Annotated in this window: 13 protein-coding genes and 4 tRNA genes; 11 read left to right on the top strand and 6 right to left on the bottom strand. The window is 58.7% G+C overall.

Going from position 1 to position 19,386, the window contains the following annotated elements; all coding sequences use genetic code 11:
• The 7 genes from rloB to JQ848_RS05895 all read left to right on the top strand — a co-directional run bounded on the left by rloB (position 1) and on the right by JQ848_RS05895 (position 9,040).
• Entirely contained in the window at positions 1-1,533 is a 1,533-nt protein-coding gene (rloB, locus tag JQ848_RS05925) for an osmotic stress tolerance membrane protein RloB (RefSeq protein ID WP_003442656.1), read from the top strand.
• Positions 1,533-2,516: an alpha-L-glutamate ligase-like protein gene (locus JQ848_RS05920; protein ID WP_003442658.1), complete on the top strand. Its 984-nt coding sequence runs from the start codon at positions 1,533-1,535 to the stop codon at positions 2,514-2,516. The genes rloB and JQ848_RS05920 overlap by 1 nt, the downstream gene beginning before the upstream one ends.
• A 205-nt stretch (positions 2,517-2,721) precedes the next feature.
• A complete protein-coding gene (gene pabB / locus JQ848_RS05915; RefSeq protein ID WP_202210352.1) occupies positions 2,722-4,065 on the top strand; it encodes an aminodeoxychorismate synthase component I in 1,344 nt (447 codons plus the stop codon).
• A 68-nt stretch (positions 4,066-4,133) separates the two neighbouring features.
• Positions 4,134-4,868 carry a phosphoadenylyl-sulfate reductase gene (locus JQ848_RS05910; RefSeq protein WP_003442671.1) on the top strand — a complete coding sequence of 245 codons (735 nt, stop codon included), beginning with the start codon at positions 4,134-4,136 and terminating at the stop codon, positions 4,866-4,868.
• 144 nt (positions 4,869-5,012) lie between these two features.
• On the top strand, positions 5,013-5,531 hold the full coding sequence (locus JQ848_RS05905) for a sigma-70 family RNA polymerase sigma factor (RefSeq protein ID WP_003442682.1): 519 nt from the start codon (positions 5,013-5,015) through the stop codon (positions 5,529-5,531).
• A 7-nt stretch (positions 5,532-5,538) separates the two neighbouring features.
• Entirely contained in the window at positions 5,539-6,525 is a 987-nt protein-coding gene (locus JQ848_RS05900; RefSeq protein WP_202210351.1) for a FecR family protein, read from the top strand.
• Positions 6,526-6,601: 76 nt separating this feature from the next.
• Complete coding sequence (locus JQ848_RS05895; protein WP_202210350.1) at positions 6,602-9,040, top strand: TonB-dependent siderophore receptor; 2,439 nt, start codon at positions 6,602-6,604, stop codon at positions 9,038-9,040.
• A gap of 196 nt (positions 9,041-9,236) precedes the next feature.
• Here JQ848_RS05895 and JQ848_RS05890 read toward each other — a convergent pair.
• The 4 genes from JQ848_RS05890 to JQ848_RS05875 form a co-directional block, all read right to left on the bottom strand.
• Positions 9,237-9,313 (bottom strand) — tRNA-Asp (locus tag JQ848_RS05890).
• Positions 9,314-9,332: 19 nt separating this feature from the next.
• Positions 9,333-9,408, bottom strand: a tRNA-Val gene (locus JQ848_RS05885).
• Positions 9,409-9,627: 219 nt separating this feature from the next.
• A tRNA-Asp gene (locus JQ848_RS05880) sits at positions 9,628-9,704 on the bottom strand.
• Between the two features lie 19 nt (positions 9,705-9,723).
• Positions 9,724-9,799: transfer RNA gene (locus JQ848_RS05875), tRNA-Val, on the bottom strand.
• 160 nt (positions 9,800-9,959) lie between these two features.
• Between JQ848_RS05875 and rdgC the strand changes: the two genes are divergently transcribed.
• The 3 genes from rdgC (at position 9,960) to sugE (ending at position 12,351) form a co-directional block, all read left to right on the top strand.
• Positions 9,960-10,880, top strand: coding sequence for a recombination-associated protein RdgC (gene rdgC / locus JQ848_RS05870; RefSeq protein ID WP_003442690.1), 921 nt, complete (start codon positions 9,960-9,962; stop codon positions 10,878-10,880).
• A 72-nt stretch (positions 10,881-10,952) separates the two neighbouring features.
• Positions 10,953-11,918: a bile acid:sodium symporter family protein gene (locus JQ848_RS05865; RefSeq protein WP_127196171.1), complete on the top strand. Its 966-nt coding sequence runs from the start codon at positions 10,953-10,955 to the stop codon at positions 11,916-11,918.
• Positions 11,919-12,036: 118 nt separating this feature from the next.
• Positions 12,037-12,351, top strand: coding sequence for a quaternary ammonium compound efflux SMR transporter SugE (sugE, locus tag JQ848_RS05860; RefSeq protein WP_003442696.1), 315 nt, complete (start codon positions 12,037-12,039; stop codon positions 12,349-12,351).
• A 71-nt stretch (positions 12,352-12,422) separates the two neighbouring features.
• On the opposite strand, the gene JQ848_RS05855 is transcribed toward sugE, so the two are convergent.
• Positions 12,423-14,297: an MFS transporter gene (locus JQ848_RS05855; RefSeq protein WP_202211246.1), complete on the bottom strand. Its 1,875-nt coding sequence runs from the start codon at positions 14,295-14,297 to the stop codon at positions 12,423-12,425.
• A 133-nt stretch (positions 14,298-14,430) separates the two neighbouring features.
• Positions 14,431-15,582, bottom strand: a complete 1,152-nt coding sequence (locus JQ848_RS05850) for a TDT family transporter (RefSeq protein ID WP_202210349.1) — start codon at positions 15,580-15,582, stop codon at positions 14,431-14,433.
• A 238-nt stretch (positions 15,583-15,820) separates the two neighbouring features.
• On the opposite strand from JQ848_RS05850, the gene JQ848_RS05845 reads away from it, so the two are divergent.
• Complete coding sequence (locus JQ848_RS05845; protein WP_160626927.1) at positions 15,821-19,291, top strand: PAS domain-containing hybrid sensor histidine kinase/response regulator; 3,471 nt, start codon at positions 15,821-15,823, stop codon at positions 19,289-19,291.
• The last annotated feature ends 95 nt before the right edge of the window (positions 19,292-19,386 follow it).

Raw genomic sequence — 19,386 nt, 5'->3', positions numbered from 1 at the left:
ATGCGCGCGCTTACCCTTCACCTGAAAATCCTGATCACCGTCCTCGTGGTGCTGGGCATTTCGATTACTGCCTATCAGATTTTTGCTCTCGGCATTCCTGTGACCGAAGACGCGACCGACGACCTGTGGAACATCGATGCCAAAGTCGAGTTCGTCGCCAGCTCTAAAGACCCGGTCAAGATCCAGATGTTCGTACCGCCGCTCAACCGCGACTACGTCAGCCTGAACGAGAGCTTTATCTCCAATAACTACGGTGTCAGCGTCAACCGGGTGGATGGCAACCGCAAGGTCACCTGGTCCGCACGCCGGGTCAGCGGCAAGCAGACCCTTTATTACCGCCTGGTGCTGACCAAGCGCTATTCGGGTGACAAGACCAAGCTCAAAGGCCCGGTCTTCCGTGACAGCATTGCCGTTGAAGGCCCGGAAAAAATCGCCGCCGAAGCACTGCTGGCGCCCATTCGCCAGCACTCTGCCGACGTCGAAACCTTTATCAGCGAAACCATCAAACGGGTGAACAACCCTAACGATGACAACGTGAAACTGCTGCTGGCGGGTGACCCCTCCACCCCGCACAAAGCCCAGGTCATCGAGCTGCTGTTGTCGATTGCCCACGTGCCGATGGAAAAAGTCCACACCATCCGCCTGGTGGCCGATCAACCACAGAACCCTGAACTGTGGCTGCGCAGCTTCAACGGTAACGACTGGCTGTATTTCAACCCGGAAACCGGTGAGCAGGGCCTGCCCTCCGACCGCCTGCTGTGGTGGATCGGCGATGAGCCAATGGTCACCGTCGATGGCGGCAAGAAGCCCAACGTGACCTTCAGCCTGAACAACAGCGAAATGAACGCCATTCGCCTGGCCAAGCTGACGGACGAGAACACCGACGCCAACTTCCTTGAGTACTCGCTGTACGGCTTGCCACTGCAAACCCAGCAAACCTTCATGATCATGGTGATGATCCCGATTGGCGTGCTGGTGATTCTGGTACTGCGCAACCTGATCGGCCTGCAAACCCTGGGTACCTTCACCCCGGTACTGATAGCCCTGGCGTTCCGCGAAACCCAGCTGGAGTTCGGCATCATCCTGTTTACGGTGATAACGGCACTTGGATTAATGTTGCGCTCCTATCTGGAGCACCTGAAGCTGCAAATGCTGCCGCGACTGTCCGTGGTACTGACCTTCGTGGTGATACTGATCGCGGCCATCAGCCTGTTCAGTCACAAACTGGGCCTGGAACGCGGACTGTCGGTGGCACTGTTCCCGATGGTGATTCTGACCATGACCATCGAGCGCCTGTCGATTACCTGGGAAGAACGTGGCGGCGGCCATGCGATGAAAGTCGCAGTCGGAACCCTGTTTGCCGCTACGCTGGCGTACCTGATCATGAGCATTCCGGAGCTGGTGTACTTCATCTTCACCTTCCCGGCAGTGCTGCTGATTCTGGTGGGCTTCATGCTGGCCATGGGTCGCTATCGCGGCTACCGCCTGACCGAACTGGTGCGTTTCAAGGCCTTCCTGAAGGCTGACTCCTGATGTTTGGCTTCTGGAAAACCTGGAAGGCCCTGGAAGCCCGAGGCATCATGGGCATCAATCGGCGCAACGCGGACTATGTACTCAAGTACAACAAGCGCAGCCTGTATCCGATTGTGGATGACAAGATCATCACCAAGGAACGCGCCATTGCAGCCGGCATTCACGTACCGGAAATGTATGGCGTGATTTCCACCGAAAAAGAAATCGAAAAACTCGACGAGATCATCGGTGGCCGTAACGACTTTGTGATCAAGCCCGCCCAGGGTGCGGGCGGCGACGGCATTCTGGTGATAGCTGACCGTTTCGAAGACCGTTTTCGCACGGTCTCGGGCAAGATCATCAGCCACGAAGAAATCGAGCATCAGGTTTCGAGCATTCTGACCGGCCTTTACTCGCTGGGCGGCCACCGCGACCGGGCACTGATCGAGTACCGGGTGATCCCGGACCAGATATTCAAAAGCATCAGCTACGAAGGCGTGCCGGATATTCGCATCATTGTCTTGATGGGCTACCCGGTGATGGCCATGTTGCGCCTGCCGACCCGACAATCGGGGGGCAAGGCCAACCTGCACCAGGGCGCGATCGGGGTCGGTGTCGATCTGGCGACCGGCCTGACCCTGCGGGGCACCTGGCTGAACAACATCATCAGCAAACACCCCGACACCACCAATGCGGTGGACGGCGTGCAACTGCCCAACTGGGACGGCTTCATGAAGCTGGCTGCCGGCTGCTATGAATTGTGCGGGCTGGGCTATATCGGGGTCGACATGGTGCTCGACCAGGAAAAAGGCCCGCTGATTCTGGAGCTCAATGCCCGCCCGGGCCTGAATATCCAGATTGCCAACGACTGTGGCCTGACGCTGCGTACCCACGCAGTAGAAGCACACCTCGAAGAGCTGGCCGCCAAAGGCATCAAGGAAACCCCGGAAGAGCGCATGCGCTTTGCCCAGGAATTGTTCGGGCATATTCACTCCGCCGAATAAAGCCGGCCCCCCACAAGACGCTGACAAGCCCGGCGGGAGCCGGCTTGCCGGCGATGGCCTCAATGCGGCCCGACAGACAACCGCATTACAGGCATCGCTGGCAAGCCGGCTCCCACAGACTCTTGCCACCGCTCCCTCAAGGCTTGGTTGCTGCCCTGCACAGGATTACAATCGCCACCCCGCTCCGATGGCTGATTGGCTTCGCATGTTGACCTGCTCTGTACACCCCCTGCCCTACCACGCCAATCCCGCCGAGTATTTTGCGGCGATACGCCATGCGCCCGGTGCCGTACTGCTCGACAGCGGCCGCCCTGCAGCCGAGCGCGGCCGTTATGACCTGCTGAGCGCCTGGCCACTGCAAGAGCTGACTGTGGGGCCAAGCGAGTCGGGGCGCGAATTTTTACAGCGCCTGCGGGAAAACCTGAACCAGCTCGGCAACGCCAGCCTTCCGGCCAACTATGAACTGCCGTTTGCCGGCGGCCTGATCGGCTACCTGAGCTACGACTTCGGCCGTCGGCTTGAGCAGCTCCCTGCCCGGTCACGGGATGACCTGCAATTGCCCGACGCGCAACTGGGCCTGTACGCCTGGGCATTGATCAGCGATCACCAGCAACTCACCAGCCAACTGGTGTTTCACCCGCGCCTGGCTGGCGGCGAACGCGAACGCCTGATTGCGCTGTTCAGCCAGCCGGCGCCGGCGGCGAACCCGAGGTTCTCGCTCAAGCGGCCCATGCAGCCGGATATCAGCGCCAGCCAGTATGAGCAGGCACTGGAGCAGATTCAGCGCTACATCCAGGCCGGCGACTGCTACCAGGTCAACTACACCCAGCGCTTCAGCGCCCCTTGCCAGGGCGATAGCTGGACCGCCTATTGCGCACTGCGGGCCGCCTGCCCGACACCCTTTTCAGGATTTATGCGCCTGACGGACAGCAACGCGATTTTGAGCCTGTCACCGGAGCGCTTTGTGCGGGTCAGCAACAATCAGGTGGAAACCCGCCCGATCAAAGGCACCCGCCCGCGGGGCAAAGACAGCAGCGAAGATGCGGCGAACGCCGCCGAACTGCTGGCCAGCCCCAAGGACCGCGCTGAAAACCTGATGATTGTCGATTTGCTGCGCAATGACCTGGGGCGTACCTGCCGTACTGGCTCGGTCAGCGTCCCGCAGCTGTTTAGCCTCGAAAGCTATCCCAATGTTCACCACCTGGTGAGCAGCGTGACCGGGCAACTGGCTGAAGGCAAAGACGCCCTCGACCTGATCGGCGACAGCTTCCCTGGCGGCTCGATTACCGGCGCCCCGAAAATCCGCGCGATGCAAATCATTGATCAGCTGGAACCGACAAGACGCAGCATTTACTGCGGCTCGCTCATGTATCTGGACGTACGCGGCGAGATGGACAGTTCCATTGCGATTCGCAGCCTGCTGATCAAGGACGGGCAAGTGAGCTGCTGGGGCGGCGGCGGTATCGTCGCCGACTCGCACTGGCAGGACGAATACCAGGAATCGATCACCAAGGTCAAAGTGCTGCTCGATACGCTGCAAACCCTGTAGCCCGCGGTTTTTGCTAACATCGCCGCACTAGAGAGCGCCAAGCGCCATTCACTGTAGGAAGCCGCCTGATGAGCCATACGTTCAACGTCGCCGAACTCGCCGCGACATACGCCAGCAAGTCCCCCCAGGACATTCTCAAACTCGCCTTTGAACATTTTGGCGACGAGCTCTGGATTTCCTTCAGCGGCGCCGAAGATGTGGTGCTGGTGGACATGGCCTGGAAGCTGAACAAGAACGTCAAAGTCTTCAGCCTCGACACCGGCCGGCTGCACCCCGAGACCTACAGGTTTATCGAGCAGGTGCGCGAGCACTACCAGATCCAGATCGAGCTGATTTCGCCGGATCAAAGCAAACTTGAGCCGTTCGTTAAAGAAAAAGGCCTGTTCAGCTTCTATAAGGACGGCCACGGCGAGTGCTGTGGCGTGCGCAAAATCGAGCCGCTACGCCGCAAACTGTCGACCGTAAAGGCCTGGGCCACCGGCCAGCGTCGCGATCAGAGCCCGGGCACCCGCAGCCAGGTGGCAGCACTGGAAATTGACGGTGCGTTCTCCACCCCCGAACGTGCGCTGTACAAATTCAACCCGCTGGCACAAATGACCAGCGAGGAAGTCTGGGGCTACATCCGCATGCTGGAGTTGCCGTACAACAGCCTGCACGAGCGCGGTTTTATCAGCATCGGCTGCGAACCCTGCACCCGCCCGGTGCTGCCAAATCAGCACGAGCGCGAAGGTCGCTGGTGGTGGGAAGAAGCCACGCAAAAAGAGTGCGGCCTGCATGCCGGCAACCTGATCGCCAAAAACTGATCCCCCCCTCCCCCTGTAGGCGCGAGCTCTTGAACAGCTCGCGCCTGCAAACAAGCTTGCTCCTGCATTCATTCTCAGTTGCGTTTACCCCGGACTTGCATTCAGAATTAGTAATAATTCTCAATAACGTCTGAGCCACGACCTATGTCAACGGGTGAACCCGCGTTCCAGGCTGCGATTTCCAATCTGTACAGCGAGCATCACGGCTGGCTGTTTGGCTGGCTGCGCAGAAAACTCGGCTGCGCCCAGAATGCCGCAGACCTGGCACAAGACACCTTTACCCGAATCCTCAACGCCCGCGAGTCGGTAGCCACCCTGCGTGAGCCCCGGGCGTTTTTGAGCACCACGGCACGACGCCTGATCATTGATCAGGTGCGCCGCAAACAAATCGAAAACGCCTATCTGCAAGAACTTGCGCTTACCGCACAAGCCCTTGAAGGCTTTCAATCCCCCGAGCAGATCCTCACCACGCTGGAAGCTCTCGAACACATCGCGTTCATTCTGGAAGGCATGCAGGACAAGGTTCGCCAGGCCTTTGTCCTGTACTACCTCGATGGCCTGAAACAGAGCGAGATCGCCCGTCAACTGGCACTGTCTGATCGCACGGTGCGCAAGTACCTGATCCAGGCCTTGCTGCACTGCAGCCATAGTCTGGATACCTGATAAAGCCATGCCCGAGCCCCACCCGACCATTGACGAGCAAGCCGCCGAGTGGATTCTTCAACTGCATGAAGAGGCCGCCAACGATGCGCTGCGCCTGCAGTTCGAGTGCTGGAAACAACAAAGTGCGCAACACGCAGCCGCCGCCCTGCGCATGCAAGAGGTGATCAGCCGCCTGCAAGCGTTGCGCGGGCAATCCGCCCCGGCCAAGGCCGCACTCACTGCCGCCTTTGGCGGGCGCAAACCTGCTGCCCGAGGCAAGCGGGTATTACGCGCATTACTGATTGCAGGCTGCCTGGGCCTACCCGGCGCACTGCTATTGCAAAGCCAGTATCCAAAGCAATGGATGGCCGACATCAGGACCGGCCCCAATGACTGGAAAACCCTGCGTCTGGCCGACAACTCAACGCTCACTCTTAGCGGTACCAGTGCAGTGAATGTGCACTTCAACGGCCAGGAACGGCGTATCGAGGTACTGCTAGGCGAAGTCCTGGTGGAGGTTGCTCACGACAGCGCCCGGCCCTTTATTGTGCAGACCGACGAGGGCAGCATGCGCGCGCTGGGCACCCGCTTCGTGGTCAAACATCTGCACGACACCACTGTTTTGAGCATGCTGCAGTCGCGCGTCGCCGCACAGAGCGCTGACGAACGACAGACCCTGGAGGTCGACACTGGCTCCCGGGCGCTGATCCGCCGCGACTCGGTCGAGCTGTCCGGTACGCTCGACCCCGCCAGCATTGATCAGGCATGGCGAGATCACCAACTGGTGGTGGATAACCAGCCCCTGACCCGGGTGCTCGATGAAATTTCCCGACATCGGCGCGGCCATATTCAGTTTGACCGTCAGGCCCTGGCCAATTTGCGTGTATCGGCTGTATTGCCGCTGGATAACACCGATCGGGCGCTGCAATTGATCGCTGAAACCCTGCCGCTGACGATAAAAACCTATACCCCGTGGCTGGTGGTGATCAGCCAGGGGCAACAATCTAAAGAATAATTATTCGCATTAGTTCCGCTTTTTTCTAGCCAGCCGTCAAGGTAGATACATAGAACCCTAAAGGACTGCGCTCTCCATGCTGACTTCCTCCCACCCTCGCGGGCGTTTTAGCCCGCGGGCCTGCACCCCGCTGGCCCTGGCCATTCACTTGATTGTCGCTTCGGCGACTGGCGTGCTGTGCAGCACCGTCGCCCAGGCGCAGTCGGCATCGATACAGACCTATGACATTCCATCCGGCCCGCTGAGCAGTGCCCTGAACCGTTTTGCACAACAGGCCGGGGTAGCGATTATTTTTCAGCCCGCCAACCTTGAGGGGCTGACGACTCCCGGCCTGCACGGCACCTACAACGAGCCTTCCGGATTCGAAGCCTTGTTGCGTGGCAGTGGCTATACCGCAGTAAAAAGTGCCAATGGCTACATGCTCGAGGCACTACCTGCGGCGGGCGGCAGCCTGGAACTGGGCGCCACCCAAGTCAGCGCCAACCAATTGGGCACCATCACTGAAGGTTCGGGCTCCTACACCCCCGGCAGCATTGCGACTGCTACGCGCATGGTGCTGACACCGCGCGAAACCCCACAGTCGATCTCTGTGGTAACACGCCAGGCGATGGACGATTTCGGTCTCAACTCGATCGATGACGTGATGCGCCACACCCCCGGCATCACCGTTGCGACCTATGACAGTGACCGCACCAGCTACTATTCCCGCGGTTTTGCGATCAAGAACTTTCAGTACGACGGCATCCCGATCCTGCAAGACCCGCAGTACTCTGCCGGGCACACCCTTACCGACACGGCAATTTACGACCGGGTCGAAGTTCTCAAGGGTGCAACCGGGTTGCTCACCGGCGCAGGCGGCCCCGGCGGCACCATCAATATGGTGCGCAAAAAACCGACAAGCGAGTTCAAGGCCCACGTGGATGTGGGCGCAGGGTCCTGGGACAACTACCGTTCCGAGATCGACGTCAGCGGCCCGCTGACCGAAAGCGGCAATGTGCGTGGCCGGGCCGTAGCGGCCTATCAGGACAAGCACTCGTTCATGGACCACTACCAGCGCGACAGCGAGGTTTACTACGGCATTTTGGAAGTGGACCTGACCCCGGACACCCTGCTGACTCTCGGCGCCGATTATCAGAACAACCATCCAAAAGGCTCCAGCTGGTCGGGCAGTGCCTCGCTGTTCAACTCCGCCGGCGAGCGCATCAGCACCCCTCGTTCGTTCAACAACGGCGCCAAATGGAGCAGTTGGGAGCAATACACACGCACGGTTTTTTCAACCCTGGAGCACAGCTTTGATAACGGCTGGGTAGTCAAAGGCCAGTACAACCACCAGGTCAACGGCTACAACGCACCGCTCGGCGCATTGCTGGACCCGGACGCAAGCACCGGACTGGCGCCAATGCTGGCCCGCAAGTACACCGGCGAATACGTCAGCGACAGTGGCGACCTGTTTGCCAGCGGTCCATTCAGCTTGCTGGGGCGCGAACATCAATTGGTGGTCGGCGGCTCGGTAGCTAAATCGCACTGGACCGGCAAGGACTACACCAACGCCAAAATGGTCGACAACGCCTATGACTACTACAACTGGGATGGCGACAGCCTGGAACCGGACTGGGGCAACGTAACCTCCTACAACGATGAAACAACGCGCCAGACCGGCACTTACATGACCGCACGCTTGAGCCTCACCGATGATCTGACGCTAATGCTCGGTACACGGGTGGCCGATTACACCCTGACGGGCACCAGCCATGCAAAAGACACCGGCAAGGTACTGCCCTACGCCGGGGTGATCTACGACCTCAACGAAAATATTTCTGCCTATGCCAGCTATACCGAAATCTTTTTGCCGCAGTCGTATTACCGCGATCGCGACAACAAGATGCTTGAGCCCGATGAAGGCACCAACTATGAACTGGGCTTGAAGGGCGAGTTCTTTGATGGTCGCCTCAATTCAAGTCTGGCCTACTTCGAGGTCCATCAGGACAACCGGCCTGAAGCAGACACTGCCTACAACGCCCATCCGACCAATCCGGACATTGAATACGCCTATAAAGGCATCAAAGCCAAAACCAGAGGCTACGAAGCGGAAATTTCTGGCGAGCTCATGCCCGGCTGGCAGTTGCAGGCGGGTTATACGCACAAGATCAGCCGTGATCAGAACGGTAAAAAGGTATCGACCTGGGAGCCCGAGGATCAAATCAATCTGTACACCAGCTACAAGCTGACCGGCGACCTCGACAAACTGACCCTGGGTGGCGGGGTTCGCTGGCAGGGTACGGGCTGGCAAATGCTGACCAACTGGAATAAAGGCGGGGTCGAGGAGAAGTTTTCACAGGATCCGTACTGGCTGGTTGACCTGATGGCTCGCTACCAGTTTACGAAAAACCTCTCGGCCAGCGTCAACCTGAACAACCTGTTCGACAAGTCGTACTACACCAACATCGGCTTCTATAACTCGTCGTACTACGGTGACCCGCGCAATGTGATGGTCAGTACCCGCTGGGATTTCTAAAACAGGCTGAACTGAATTTTTTGCAATAACCCCCCTGTAGGAGCGAGCTTGCTCGCGAGCTCTTCGTTGCTGCGTTGAAATGCTCGCGAGCAAGCTCGCTCCTACAGGATCTACAAAACCCGGGCGCACAAAAAAGCCTGCACAAGGCAGGCTTTTTCGCGTGTCACAAGCGTTCAAGGGGCTTGTGACTCTAATATGGCGCAGCGGACGGGACTCGAACCCGCGACCCCCGGCGTGACAGGCCGGTATTCTAACCGACTGAACTACCGCTGCGCGTAACACTGAAAGCGAATGGTGGGTGATGACGGGATCGAACCGCCGACCCTCTGCTTGTAAGGCAGATGCTCTCCCAGCTGAGCTAATCACCCTTTCACTTCACTCTCGTTGCGGGGCGCATTCTCTCACACTTTTCGTGTAAGTGGTTGTTTTTATTCAAGTTTTTTTCAAAACCCGGTAAAAACTTCCGTTTCCTGCGTCCTGCACTTTGATCCGGCAGCGAACTGCAGAACCGAAGACTTTCAAGAAAAAACCCGCATTCAGCGGGCTTTCCCCAACCACAAGCGTTCAAGGGGCTTGTGGTAAAAATATGGCGCAGCGGACGGGACTCGAACCCGCGACCCCCGGCGTGACAGGCCGGTATTCTAACCGACTGAACTACCGCTGCGCGTAACACTGTGAGCGAATGGTGGGTGATGACGGGATCGAACCGCCGACCCTCTGCTTGTAAGGCAGATGCTCTCCCAGCTGAGCTAATCACCCTTTCACTCTCGGTGTGGCGCGCATTCTACGGAGCGACCTATAGTCTGGCAAGCACTTTTTAAAATAATTTTTCTAAGCCTGCCAAAGGGTTAGCGCAGGGTTGGCCTATGGCTCCATGAAGCGAATAATGCCTGCTTTGTATATAGGAGTGATTCACCCCATGTGGTTCAAAAACCTGCTTATCTATCGCCTGACCCAAGATCTGCCTTTTGATGCGCAGGTGCTGGAAACTGCACTGGCCACCAAACCGGCCCGCTCGTGTTCAAGCCAGGAATTAGCCACCTACGGTTTCGTTGCCCCTTTCGGTAAAGGTGAGGACGCACCGCTGGTTCACGTCAGCCAGGACTTCCTGCTGATCGCGGCCCGTAAAGAAGAACGCATCCTGCCGGGCAGCGTTGTTCGCGATGCATTAAAGGACAAGGTCGAAGAGATCGAAGCCGAACAAATGCGCAAGGTCTATAAGAAGGAGCGCGATCAGCTCAAGGATGAAATCATCCAGGCCTTCTTGCCGCGCGCCTTTATTCGTCGCTCGGCAACCTTTGCTGCCATTGCCCCTAAACAGGGCCTGATCCTGGTTAATGCTTCGAGCCCTAAACGTGCCGAAGACTTGCTCTCCACCCTGCGGGAAGTCATCGGTTCATTACCGGTTCGCCCGCTGGCGGTGAAAATGGCTCCAAGCGCGGTCATGACCGAATGGGTCAAAACCCAAAAAGCTGCCGACAACTTCTTTGTCCTTGATGAATGCGAGTTGCGCGATACCCACGAAGACGGCGGCATCATTCGCTGCAAACGTCAGGACCTGACCAGCGACGAAATCCAGCTGCATCTGAGCACCGGAAAAGTCGTGACTCAACTGTCACTGGCCTGGCAGGACAAGCTGTCATTCGTACTGGACGACAAACTGGTGGTCAAACGCCTCAAGTTTGAAGACCTGCTGCAAGACCAGGCTGAACAGGACGGCGGTGACGACGACCTGGGCCAGCAGGACGCCAGTTTCACCCTGATGATGCTGACATTCGGCGAGTTCTTGCCGCAGCTGTTTGAAGCACTGGGTGGCGAAGAGATTCCCCAGGGAATCTGACCCACCCATATCCCCTGCAGGAGCGAGCGTGCTACTGCAGGGGATATCCCATAATCACAATAAAGGAACACCATGCGCGCACTTGCTGCTTTAAGCCGCTTTGTCGGTAATACCTTTGCTTATTGGGTACTGATATTCGCCGTACTGGCGTTTCTTGAACCCGCCTGGTTTGTCGGCCTTAAAGGCTTCATCGTGCCGCTGCTGGGCCTGGTGATGTTCGGCATGGGCCTGACCCTCAAACTCGAAGACTTCGCCGAAGTTGCCCGCCACCCGTGGCGCGTGGCACTGGGCGTGGTTGCTCATTTCGTGATCATGCCCGGTGTGGCGTGGTTGCTGTGCCAGGTTTTCCACCTGCCGCCCGAAATTGCCGTTGGCGTGATTCTCGTCGGCTGCTGCCCGAGCGGCACCTCGTCCAATGTCATGACCTGGCTGGCCCGGGGCGACCTGGCCCTGTCCGTTGCCATTGCTGCCGTCACCACCCTGCTCGCTCCGCTACTGACGCCGGCGCTGATCTGGTTGCTGGCTTCGGCATGGCTTCCGGTTTCGTTCATGGAACTGTTCTGGTCGATTCTGCAGGTGGTTTTGCTGCCGATCGTACTGGGGGTTGTGGCCCAGCGACTGCTTGGCGCCCGCGTACGCTTCGCGGTGGACGTACTGCCGCTGGTTTCGGTGATCAGCATCGTGATTATCGTGGCGGCCGTGGTGGCGGCCAGTCAGGCCCAGATCGCCAAGTCCGGTTTGCTGATCATGGCCGTGGTCATACTGCACAACAGCTTCGGCTATTTGCTTGGCTACTTTACCGGCCGCCTGTTCAAACTGCCCCTGGCCCAGCGTAAATCCCTGGCTCTGGAAGTCGGCATGCAGAACTCCGGCCTGGGAGCCGCCCTGGCCAGCGCGCACTTTTCGCCTCTGGCGGCGGTACCCAGTGCGCTGTTCAGCGTTTGGCACAACATCTCAGGGGCACTGCTTTCGACGTACTTCCGACGCATGAGCGAGAAAGAAGACCGCCTCGCGGCAGAAAAAACTGTTACCGAGTAACGCTTCGGGGTTGTCTATCAGATCAATCATGTGCAATATACTGCGCACTGCGAGGACGACCTCGCGACTCATCGAGTGATTTTTCTGGGGACGGCCCCATCCGTTGATGGAGATTGCAATGCCCTGGATTATTCTGTTTTTCGCCGGCCTGTTTGAAGTTGGCTGGGCCGTAGGCCTCAAATACACCGACGGCTTCAGTCGCCCGCTGCCGACAGCCCTGACGGTCGGCGCCATGATTATCAGCCTCGGCTTGCTCGGGCTGGCCATGAAAGACCTGCCGCTGGGCACTGCCTACGCCATATGGACCGGGGTAGGTGCAGTCGGTACCGTGATCGCCGGGATTATCCTGTTTGGCGAATCCATGGCGCTGTTCCGACTGGCCAGTGTTGCGCTGATCATTGCCGGCCTGGTTGGTCTCAAAATAAGCACTTGATCCGGCACAATTTGCCGGCGATGGCATCGACGCCATCGCCGGCAAACCGCTTCCCGCCCCGCCAGCACTATCTACCTCTTCTGCGCCCGCAGCTCACAGACCCTTTCGCGCAACAGCTTTTGACTGGCCTCACTGGCCGGTATCGGTGCACCTGCAACCAATGTCACCCGCGACCAGAGTCGATGGAAAAACCCCTTGTGCGGATCCCGGCTGAAGAAGCTGCCCCACAACCCCTGCAGCGCCAGCGGAATCACCGGCACCGGCGTGTGCTCCAGAATCCGCGTCACCCCGGCCTTGAACTCGCCAATCTCGCCATCGGTGGTCAACTTGCCCTCGGGAAAGATGCACACTAATTCGCCATCTTCCAGATACCTGGCAATGCGGCTGAAGGCTTTCTCATAAATCGCTTCATCTTCAGCCCGCCCGGCAATCGGAATCGTGCCCGCGGCGCGGAAGATAAAGTTGAGTACCGGCAAGTTGTAGATTTTGTAATACATCACAAAGCGAATCGGCCGGCGTACAGCGCCACCAATCAAGAGCGCATCGACAAACGAAACGTGGTTACACACCAGCAACGCGGCGCCTTCATCCGGAATCAGCTGCAGATTCTTGTGCTCCACCCGGTACATGGAATGGCCGAGCAGCCAGATCATGAAACGCATGCTGAATTCAGGGACGATTTTGAAGATATAAGTGTTGACCGCGATATTCATCAACGAGACCACGAGGAACAGCTCGGGAATCGTCAGCCTGGCCACGCTCAGCAGCAGGATGGTGACAATTGCCGACACCACCATGAATAGCGCATTGAGGATGTTGTTGGCCGCAATCACCCGGGCCCGCTCGTTTTCGGCCGTGCGCGACTGAATCAGCGCATACAGCGGCACAATGTAGAAGCCGCCGAACACGCCCAGGCCGAGAATATCCAACAGTACCCACCAGGCCTGACTGAAGCCCAGCACGCCCAGCCAGTCATTGGCTTGAATGTTTTGTGGCATGTGCCCCGAATGCCACCACAGCAACAAGCCAAACAGGGTCAGACCAAACGAGCCAAAGGGCACCAGGCCAATCTCGACCTTATGTCCCGAGAGCTTTTCACAAAGCATCGAGCCCAGCGCAATCCCCACCGAAAACACCGTAAGAATCAGGGTGACCACGGTTTCATCGCCATACAGCCACTCTTTGGCGTAGGCCGGGATCTGCGTCAGGTAAATCGCACCGACAAACCAGAACCATGAGTTTCCGACTACAGAACGCGACACCGCAGGCGTCTGGTTCAACCCCATCCGCAAGGTGGCCCAGGACTCGCTGAAGATATTCCAGTTCAACTTCAGGTCCGGGGTGTCCGCCGCCGCCCGCGGAATTGCGCGACTGGCCAGATAGCCGAGCACTGCGACCGACACTATCACCACGGACACAATCGCCGTGTAGTTGCTGGATGAGAGCATGATCCCGGCACCAATAGTGCCGGCCAGAATCGACAGAAAAGTGCCCATCTCGACCAGGCCATTGCCGCCCACCAACTCGTCTTCATGCAAGGTCTGCGGCAGGATCGAATACTTCACCGGCCCAAACAGTGCCGAGTGGGTCCCCATCGCGAACAGCGCCACCAGCATCAACGCCAGGTGATCGAAGGCAAAGCCGATGGCACCCACCACCATGATCGCAATCTCGCCCAGTTTAATCAGGCGGATCAAACGATCCTTCGGGTACTTTTCGCCAAACTGCCCGGCCAGTGCCGAAAACAAAAAGAACGGCACTATAAAGAGCAGCGCACACAGGTTGATCCAGATCCCGCGATCACCTTCGATGTTCAATTTGTAAAGGATGGCCAGAATCAGCGACTGTTTAAACAGGTTGTCATTGAGTGCGCCCAGGGACTGGGTCACGAAGAAGGGCAGGAAGCGGCGCTTCCTCAGCAAACTGAACTGCGAGGGGTGACTCATCATCCATGTACTCACGTTGCGCCGAACGGCTTTCTCATTGGAGGGCCGTTGTATCACTCAGGGCACAAGCTTGCTCAGGTTCTGTACTAAATCAGCCTGTTCAGCCATTTCGCACAGAACCTGAGCGCCGTATCTACTTCTTCAACCCGGCGATGCAGGGCGACACAAACAACTCGCCACGGTAGGCACCCTTCACGGTTCGCGTGCCAACGATCAACCACATCAGCACCAGCATCACCACCAGCACGCAGCCGGCAATATCAAAAAATGCCAGATGCAGAACGCTACCCAGACGCAAAGTGGCCAATGAGTACACGCCCAGCGGGAAGGTAAAGCCCCACCAGCCAAGATTGAACGGGATACCCGCCCGGAAGTAGCGAACCGTGATCATCAAAGCCATCACAATCCACCACAAGCCCACGCCCCACAGGATCACGCCAGAGATAAGGCCCAGGCCCTCGACAATTTCACCGACCCGGCCCAGGCCATTGGCCGCGAAAATCGCCGGAGCATCGCTACCCAGCAGCAGCAAACCCAGGGCGCCAGTGCCGATCGGCCCCAAAGCCAGCCAGCTTGAAGCGGCCATGCTTTCGTGGGGCAATTTATGCAGTGCCATGCGCAAAATCAGGATAGTCAGAATGCTGAACGCCACCGGTACCGAGAACGCCCACAGTACATAGCTGGTAATCAACACATGAAACTGCGCGAGGGTGTCGCTCAAATGCGGTGCCAACAGCCCGCCGCTGGCCGCGGCTACCTCCGCCGCCACCACTGGCAGCAACCAGACCGCGGTCATCTGATCAATGCTGTGGTCCTGCCGGGTGAACATCAGGTACGGGATGATCACCCCGAAACCCAGGGCCATGGCTACATCTATCCACCATAAAAACTCGGCCACCTGCACCATGTCGCTGCCCCAACGCGGGACTCCAAACACCAGAAAACCATTGATGATGGTCGCCAGCCCCATGGGAATGGTGCCGAAAAACATCGACACGGTGGAGTGCCCGAAAATCCGCCGCGCTTCGTCGAAGTACAGCACCCAGCGCGCGCCATAGAGCACGCTGAACAGAATGAACAAACCGATATTGAACAGCCACAACCCTTCGGCAAAGACATGCATACCGGGGATATGCACCGGCAACTGGGCCAACGCCAACGCCAGAACCCCCGTGCCCATGGTGGCTGCAAACCAGTTCGGGGTGAACTGGCGAATCACTTCCCGGGGGTACTGCAACTGGCTGAATGGCCGAAATCCGGGCTGGGCTTTGTTTGGGCAAGTCATGGGTTCCTCCTTTCCTCTCATGAGGTGAAATTAGAGTAGAACCAAATCGAATATCTATATAACGGGTAATTTCTCTAACACTTATCTATTTTGCAGATATTCGTCTCTGCATCCCGCTGCAAACCCTGCGACCCTTGGCCGCGATCAGACCATGGTCGACACTGACGGCGCATAAACATCATGCGAGACTAACCCGCCACAGCCGGATTGCTGTGGCCTTACACCTCCAGGAGTCACCATGTCGCTGTCCAGCGGGCTCATTGCCGCCGTCGCCCTGGCCTATATGGCCATCATGTTTGCCATTGCCTTTTATGGTGACCGGCGCAGCACACCGCTGCCGCCGCGGGTCCGCGCGTGGGTATATAGCTTGTCGCTGGCGGTGTACTGCACCAGCTGGACATTCTTCGGCGCCGTCGGCCAGGCCGCCGAGCAGCTTTGGGCCTTTTTACCGATTTACCTGGGGCCGGTGCTGCTGCTGGTGTGCGCGCCCTGGGTCCTGCAAAAGATGGTGCTGATCAGCAAGCAGGAGAACATCACCTCGATTGCCGACTTTATTGCCGCGCGCTACGGGAAGTCCCAATCTCTGGCGATTGTGGTGGCACTGATCTGCCTGGTGGGCGTGCTGCCCTACATCGCCCTGCAGCTCAAGGGCATTGTGCTCGGCGTGAACCTGCTGATCGGTGCCGGAGCAGACGCCACGGGCACCCGCGCCCAGGACACGGCCCTGATTGTGACCCTGATTCTGGCGCTATTCACTATCGTATTCGGCACGCGCAACCTCGATGCCACCGAACACCACCGCGGCATGGTGCTGGCAATTGCCTTCGAGTCGCTGGTCAAACTGTTCGCCTTTCTTGCCGTAGGTGCCTTTGTGACCTACGGCCTGTATGACGGTTTCGACGATCTTTTCAACCAGGCCATGCTTGCACCGCGCCTTGAGCAGTACTGGAAGGAAACCATCAACTGGCCGTCGATGGTGGTACAAACCGGCGTGGCAATGATGGCAATCATCTGCCTGCCCCGACAGTTTCACGTAACCGTGGTCGAGAATATCGAGCCGCAGGACCTGCAACTGGCCAAATGGGTGTTTCCGGCCTATTTGATTCTGGCCGGCCTGTTCGTGGTGCCGATTGCACTGGCCGGACAAATGCTGCTGCCCAGCTCGGTGCTGCCGGATTCGTTCGTGATCAGCCTGCCACTGGCCCAGGCTCACCCGGCACTGGCATTGCTGGCATTTATTGGCGGCGCATCGGCGGCCACCGGCATGGTGATCGTCGCCAGCGTGGCACTGTCGACCATGGTCTCCAACGACATGCTGCTGCCCTGGCTGCTGCGCCACAAAAACGCCGAGCGCCCGTTCGAGGTGTTCCGCCACTGGATGCTTTCGGTACGCCGCGTAACGATTGTGGTGATCTTGCTGCTGGCGTATGTGAGTTACCGCCTGCTGGGCTCCACGGCGAGCCTGGCCACCATCGGCCAGATTGCCTTCGCCGCAGTCACCCAGTTGGCCCCTGCCATGCTCGGCGCCCTGTACTGGAAGCAAGCCAACCGCCGGGGCGTATTTGCCGGCCTCGCCACCGGTACCTTCATTTGGTTCTACACCCTGGTGCTGCCGCTCATCGCCCACAGTGCCGGCTGGCCTTTGAGCCTTTTCCCGGGTCTGACCTGGCTGCACAGCAACCCGCTGGGGCTGTCGATCACACCATTGACCCAAGGCGTGGTGTTGTCGCTGGCCGGTAACTTCACTCTGTTTGCCTGGGTTTCGGTGCTGTCGCGCACCCGGGTTTCGGAGCACTGGCAAGCCGGACGCTTTATCGGCCAGGAGCTGAGCAGTCACCCTAGCGGACGCTCCATGCTCGCGGTGCAGATCAACGACTTGCTGGCCCTCGCGGCGCGTTTTGTCGGCGAGGAACGTGCCCACCAGAGCTTCATCCGTTTCGCCTATCGCCAGGGCAAAGGCTTTAATCCGAACCAGAATGCCAACGGCGAATGGATCGCCCACACCGAACGCCTGCTGGCCGGGGTACTCGGCGCCTCTTCTACCCGGGCGGTGGTCAAAGCGGCCATTGAAGGCCGGGAGATGCAGCTCGAAGACGTGGTACGCATTGCCGACGAAGCATCGGAAGTGCTGCAGTTCAACCGCGCATTACTGCAGGGCGCCATTGAAAACATCACCCAGGGGATTAGCGTGGTCGACCAGTCGCTCAAGCTGGTGGCCTGGAATCGTCGCTATCTGGAATTGTTCAACTATCCGGACGGGCTGATCAGCGTAGGACGGCCGATTGCCGACATCATTCGCCACAATGCTGAACGCGGCCTGTGCGGCCCCGGTGAAGCCGAAGTGCATGTGGCCCGCCGCCTGCACTGGATGCGTCAAGGCCGGGCGCATACATCCGAACGTCTGTTCCCCAATGGCCGGGTGATCGAACTGATTGGCAACCCCATGCCGGGCGGCGGCTTTGTCATGAGTTTCACCGACATTACGGCGTTCCGCGAAGCCGAGCAGGCGCTGACCGAGGCCAACGAAGGTCTTGAGCAACGGGTGGCCGAGCGCACCCATGAGTTGTCGCAGCTTAATCAGGAGCTGACCGACGCCAAAGGCGTGGCCGAAGCGGCCAACCAGTCCAAGACCCGTTTTCTGGCAGCCGTCAGCCATGACCTGATGCAGCCCATGAATGCGGCACGCCTGTTCTCCTCCGCGCTGTCCCACCAGGATGAAGGGCTGAGTCCGGAAGCGCAGAAACTGGTGCAGCATCTGGACAGTTCCTTGCGTTCCGCCGAAGACCTGATCAGTGACCTGCTGGATATTTCGCGCCTGGAAAACGGAAAAATAACTCCGGACATCAAGCCTTTTGCACTGAATGACCTGTTTGAGACCCTGGGCAATGAATTCACCGCCCAAGCGCAGGAACAAGGCCTGAGTTTCAGGGTTCGCAGCAGTCGTTTGCGCGTCAGTAGCGATATCAAGCTGCTGCGGCGCATCTTGCAGAACTTCCTGACCAATGCCTTCCGCTACGCCAAAGGTCCGGTGTTGCTGGGCGTACGCCGCCGCGGGGGAGAGCTGTGCCTTGAAGTGTGGGATCGCGGACCGGGTATTCCTGCCGACAAGCTGCAAGTCATTTTTGAAGAGTTCAAACGCCTGGACAGCCACCAGACCCGCGCCGAAAAAGGCTTGGGCCTGGGCCTGGCGATTGCCGACGGCTTGTGCCACGTGCTGGGGCACAGTTTGCAAGTGCGTTCATGGCAGGGAAAAGGCAGCGTGTTCAGTGTCAGGGTGCCGCTGGCCAGGACCCAGGCTGCGCCACAGCCCGTGGCTGCGGAGCAAAATGGTCAGCCGGTCAATGGCGCCCAAGTGCTGTGCATCGATAACGAAGACAGCATTCTGATCGGCATGCAGAGCTTGCTGACACGCTGGGGCTGCCGGGTCTGGACCGCACGCAATCGCGACGAATGCGCGGCCCTGCTCAATGAGGGCGTACGTCCACAGCTGGTGCTGGTTGATTACCATCTGGATGACGGCGAAGTGGGAACCGACCTGATGCGCTGGCTGCGGGCCCAGCTGGGGGAGCCGGTGCCAGGGGTGGTGATCAGCGCTGATGGACGCCCGGAGATGATTGCCGAAGTGCATGCCGCAGGTCTGGAGTATCTGCCCAAGCCGGTAAAACCCGCAGTATTGCGGGCCCTGCTGAGTCGGCATGTGCCGCTGTGATCACGCCGTATTAAATCTGTAGTCGCTGCCGAAAGGACCGAAGGGCCTTGGGTTTTGCAACGGGGCCTCGGCAGCGACTACAGAGATACCATCCC

This window comes from Pseudomonas paraversuta, assembly GCF_904067025.1.
Lineage (GTDB): Bacteria > Pseudomonadota > Gammaproteobacteria > Pseudomonadales > Pseudomonadaceae > Aquipseudomonas > Aquipseudomonas paraversuta.
This window is presented reverse-complemented; position numbering and strand designations above follow the sequence as displayed.

Bases quoted from the DNA above. Each gene is read 5' to 3' on its own strand.
- rloB (WP_003442656.1), top strand. From the start codon at position 1: ATGCGCGCGCTTACCCTTCACCTGAAAATCCTGATCACCGTCCTCGTG.
- JQ848_RS05920 (WP_003442658.1), top strand. From the start codon at position 1,533: ATGTTTGGCTTCTGGAAAACCTGGAAGGCCCTGGAAGCCCGAGGCATC.
- pabB (WP_202210352.1), top strand. From the start codon at position 2,722: ATGTTGACCTGCTCTGTACACCCCCTGCCCTACCACGCCAATCCCGCC.
- JQ848_RS05910 (WP_003442671.1), top strand. From the start codon at position 4,134: ATGAGCCATACGTTCAACGTCGCCGAACTCGCCGCGACATACGCCAGC.
- JQ848_RS05905 (WP_003442682.1), top strand. From the start codon at position 5,013: ATGTCAACGGGTGAACCCGCGTTCCAGGCTGCGATTTCCAATCTGTAC.
- JQ848_RS05900 (WP_202210351.1), top strand. From the start codon at position 5,539: ATGCCCGAGCCCCACCCGACCATTGACGAGCAAGCCGCCGAGTGGATT.
- JQ848_RS05895 (WP_202210350.1), top strand. From the start codon at position 6,602: ATGCTGACTTCCTCCCACCCTCGCGGGCGTTTTAGCCCGCGGGCCTGC.
- rdgC (WP_003442690.1), top strand. From the start codon at position 9,960: ATGTGGTTCAAAAACCTGCTTATCTATCGCCTGACCCAAGATCTGCCT.
- JQ848_RS05865 (WP_127196171.1), top strand. From the start codon at position 10,953: ATGCGCGCACTTGCTGCTTTAAGCCGCTTTGTCGGTAATACCTTTGCT.
- sugE (WP_003442696.1), top strand. From the start codon at position 12,037: ATGCCCTGGATTATTCTGTTTTTCGCCGGCCTGTTTGAAGTTGGCTGG.
- JQ848_RS05855 (WP_202211246.1), bottom strand. From the start codon at position 14,297: ATGAGTCACCCCTCGCAGTTCAGTTTGCTGAGGAAGCGCCGCTTCCTG.
- JQ848_RS05850 (WP_202210349.1), bottom strand. From the start codon at position 15,582: ATGACTTGCCCAAACAAAGCCCAGCCCGGATTTCGGCCATTCAGCCAG.
- JQ848_RS05845 (WP_160626927.1), top strand. From the start codon at position 15,821: ATGTCGCTGTCCAGCGGGCTCATTGCCGCCGTCGCCCTGGCCTATATG.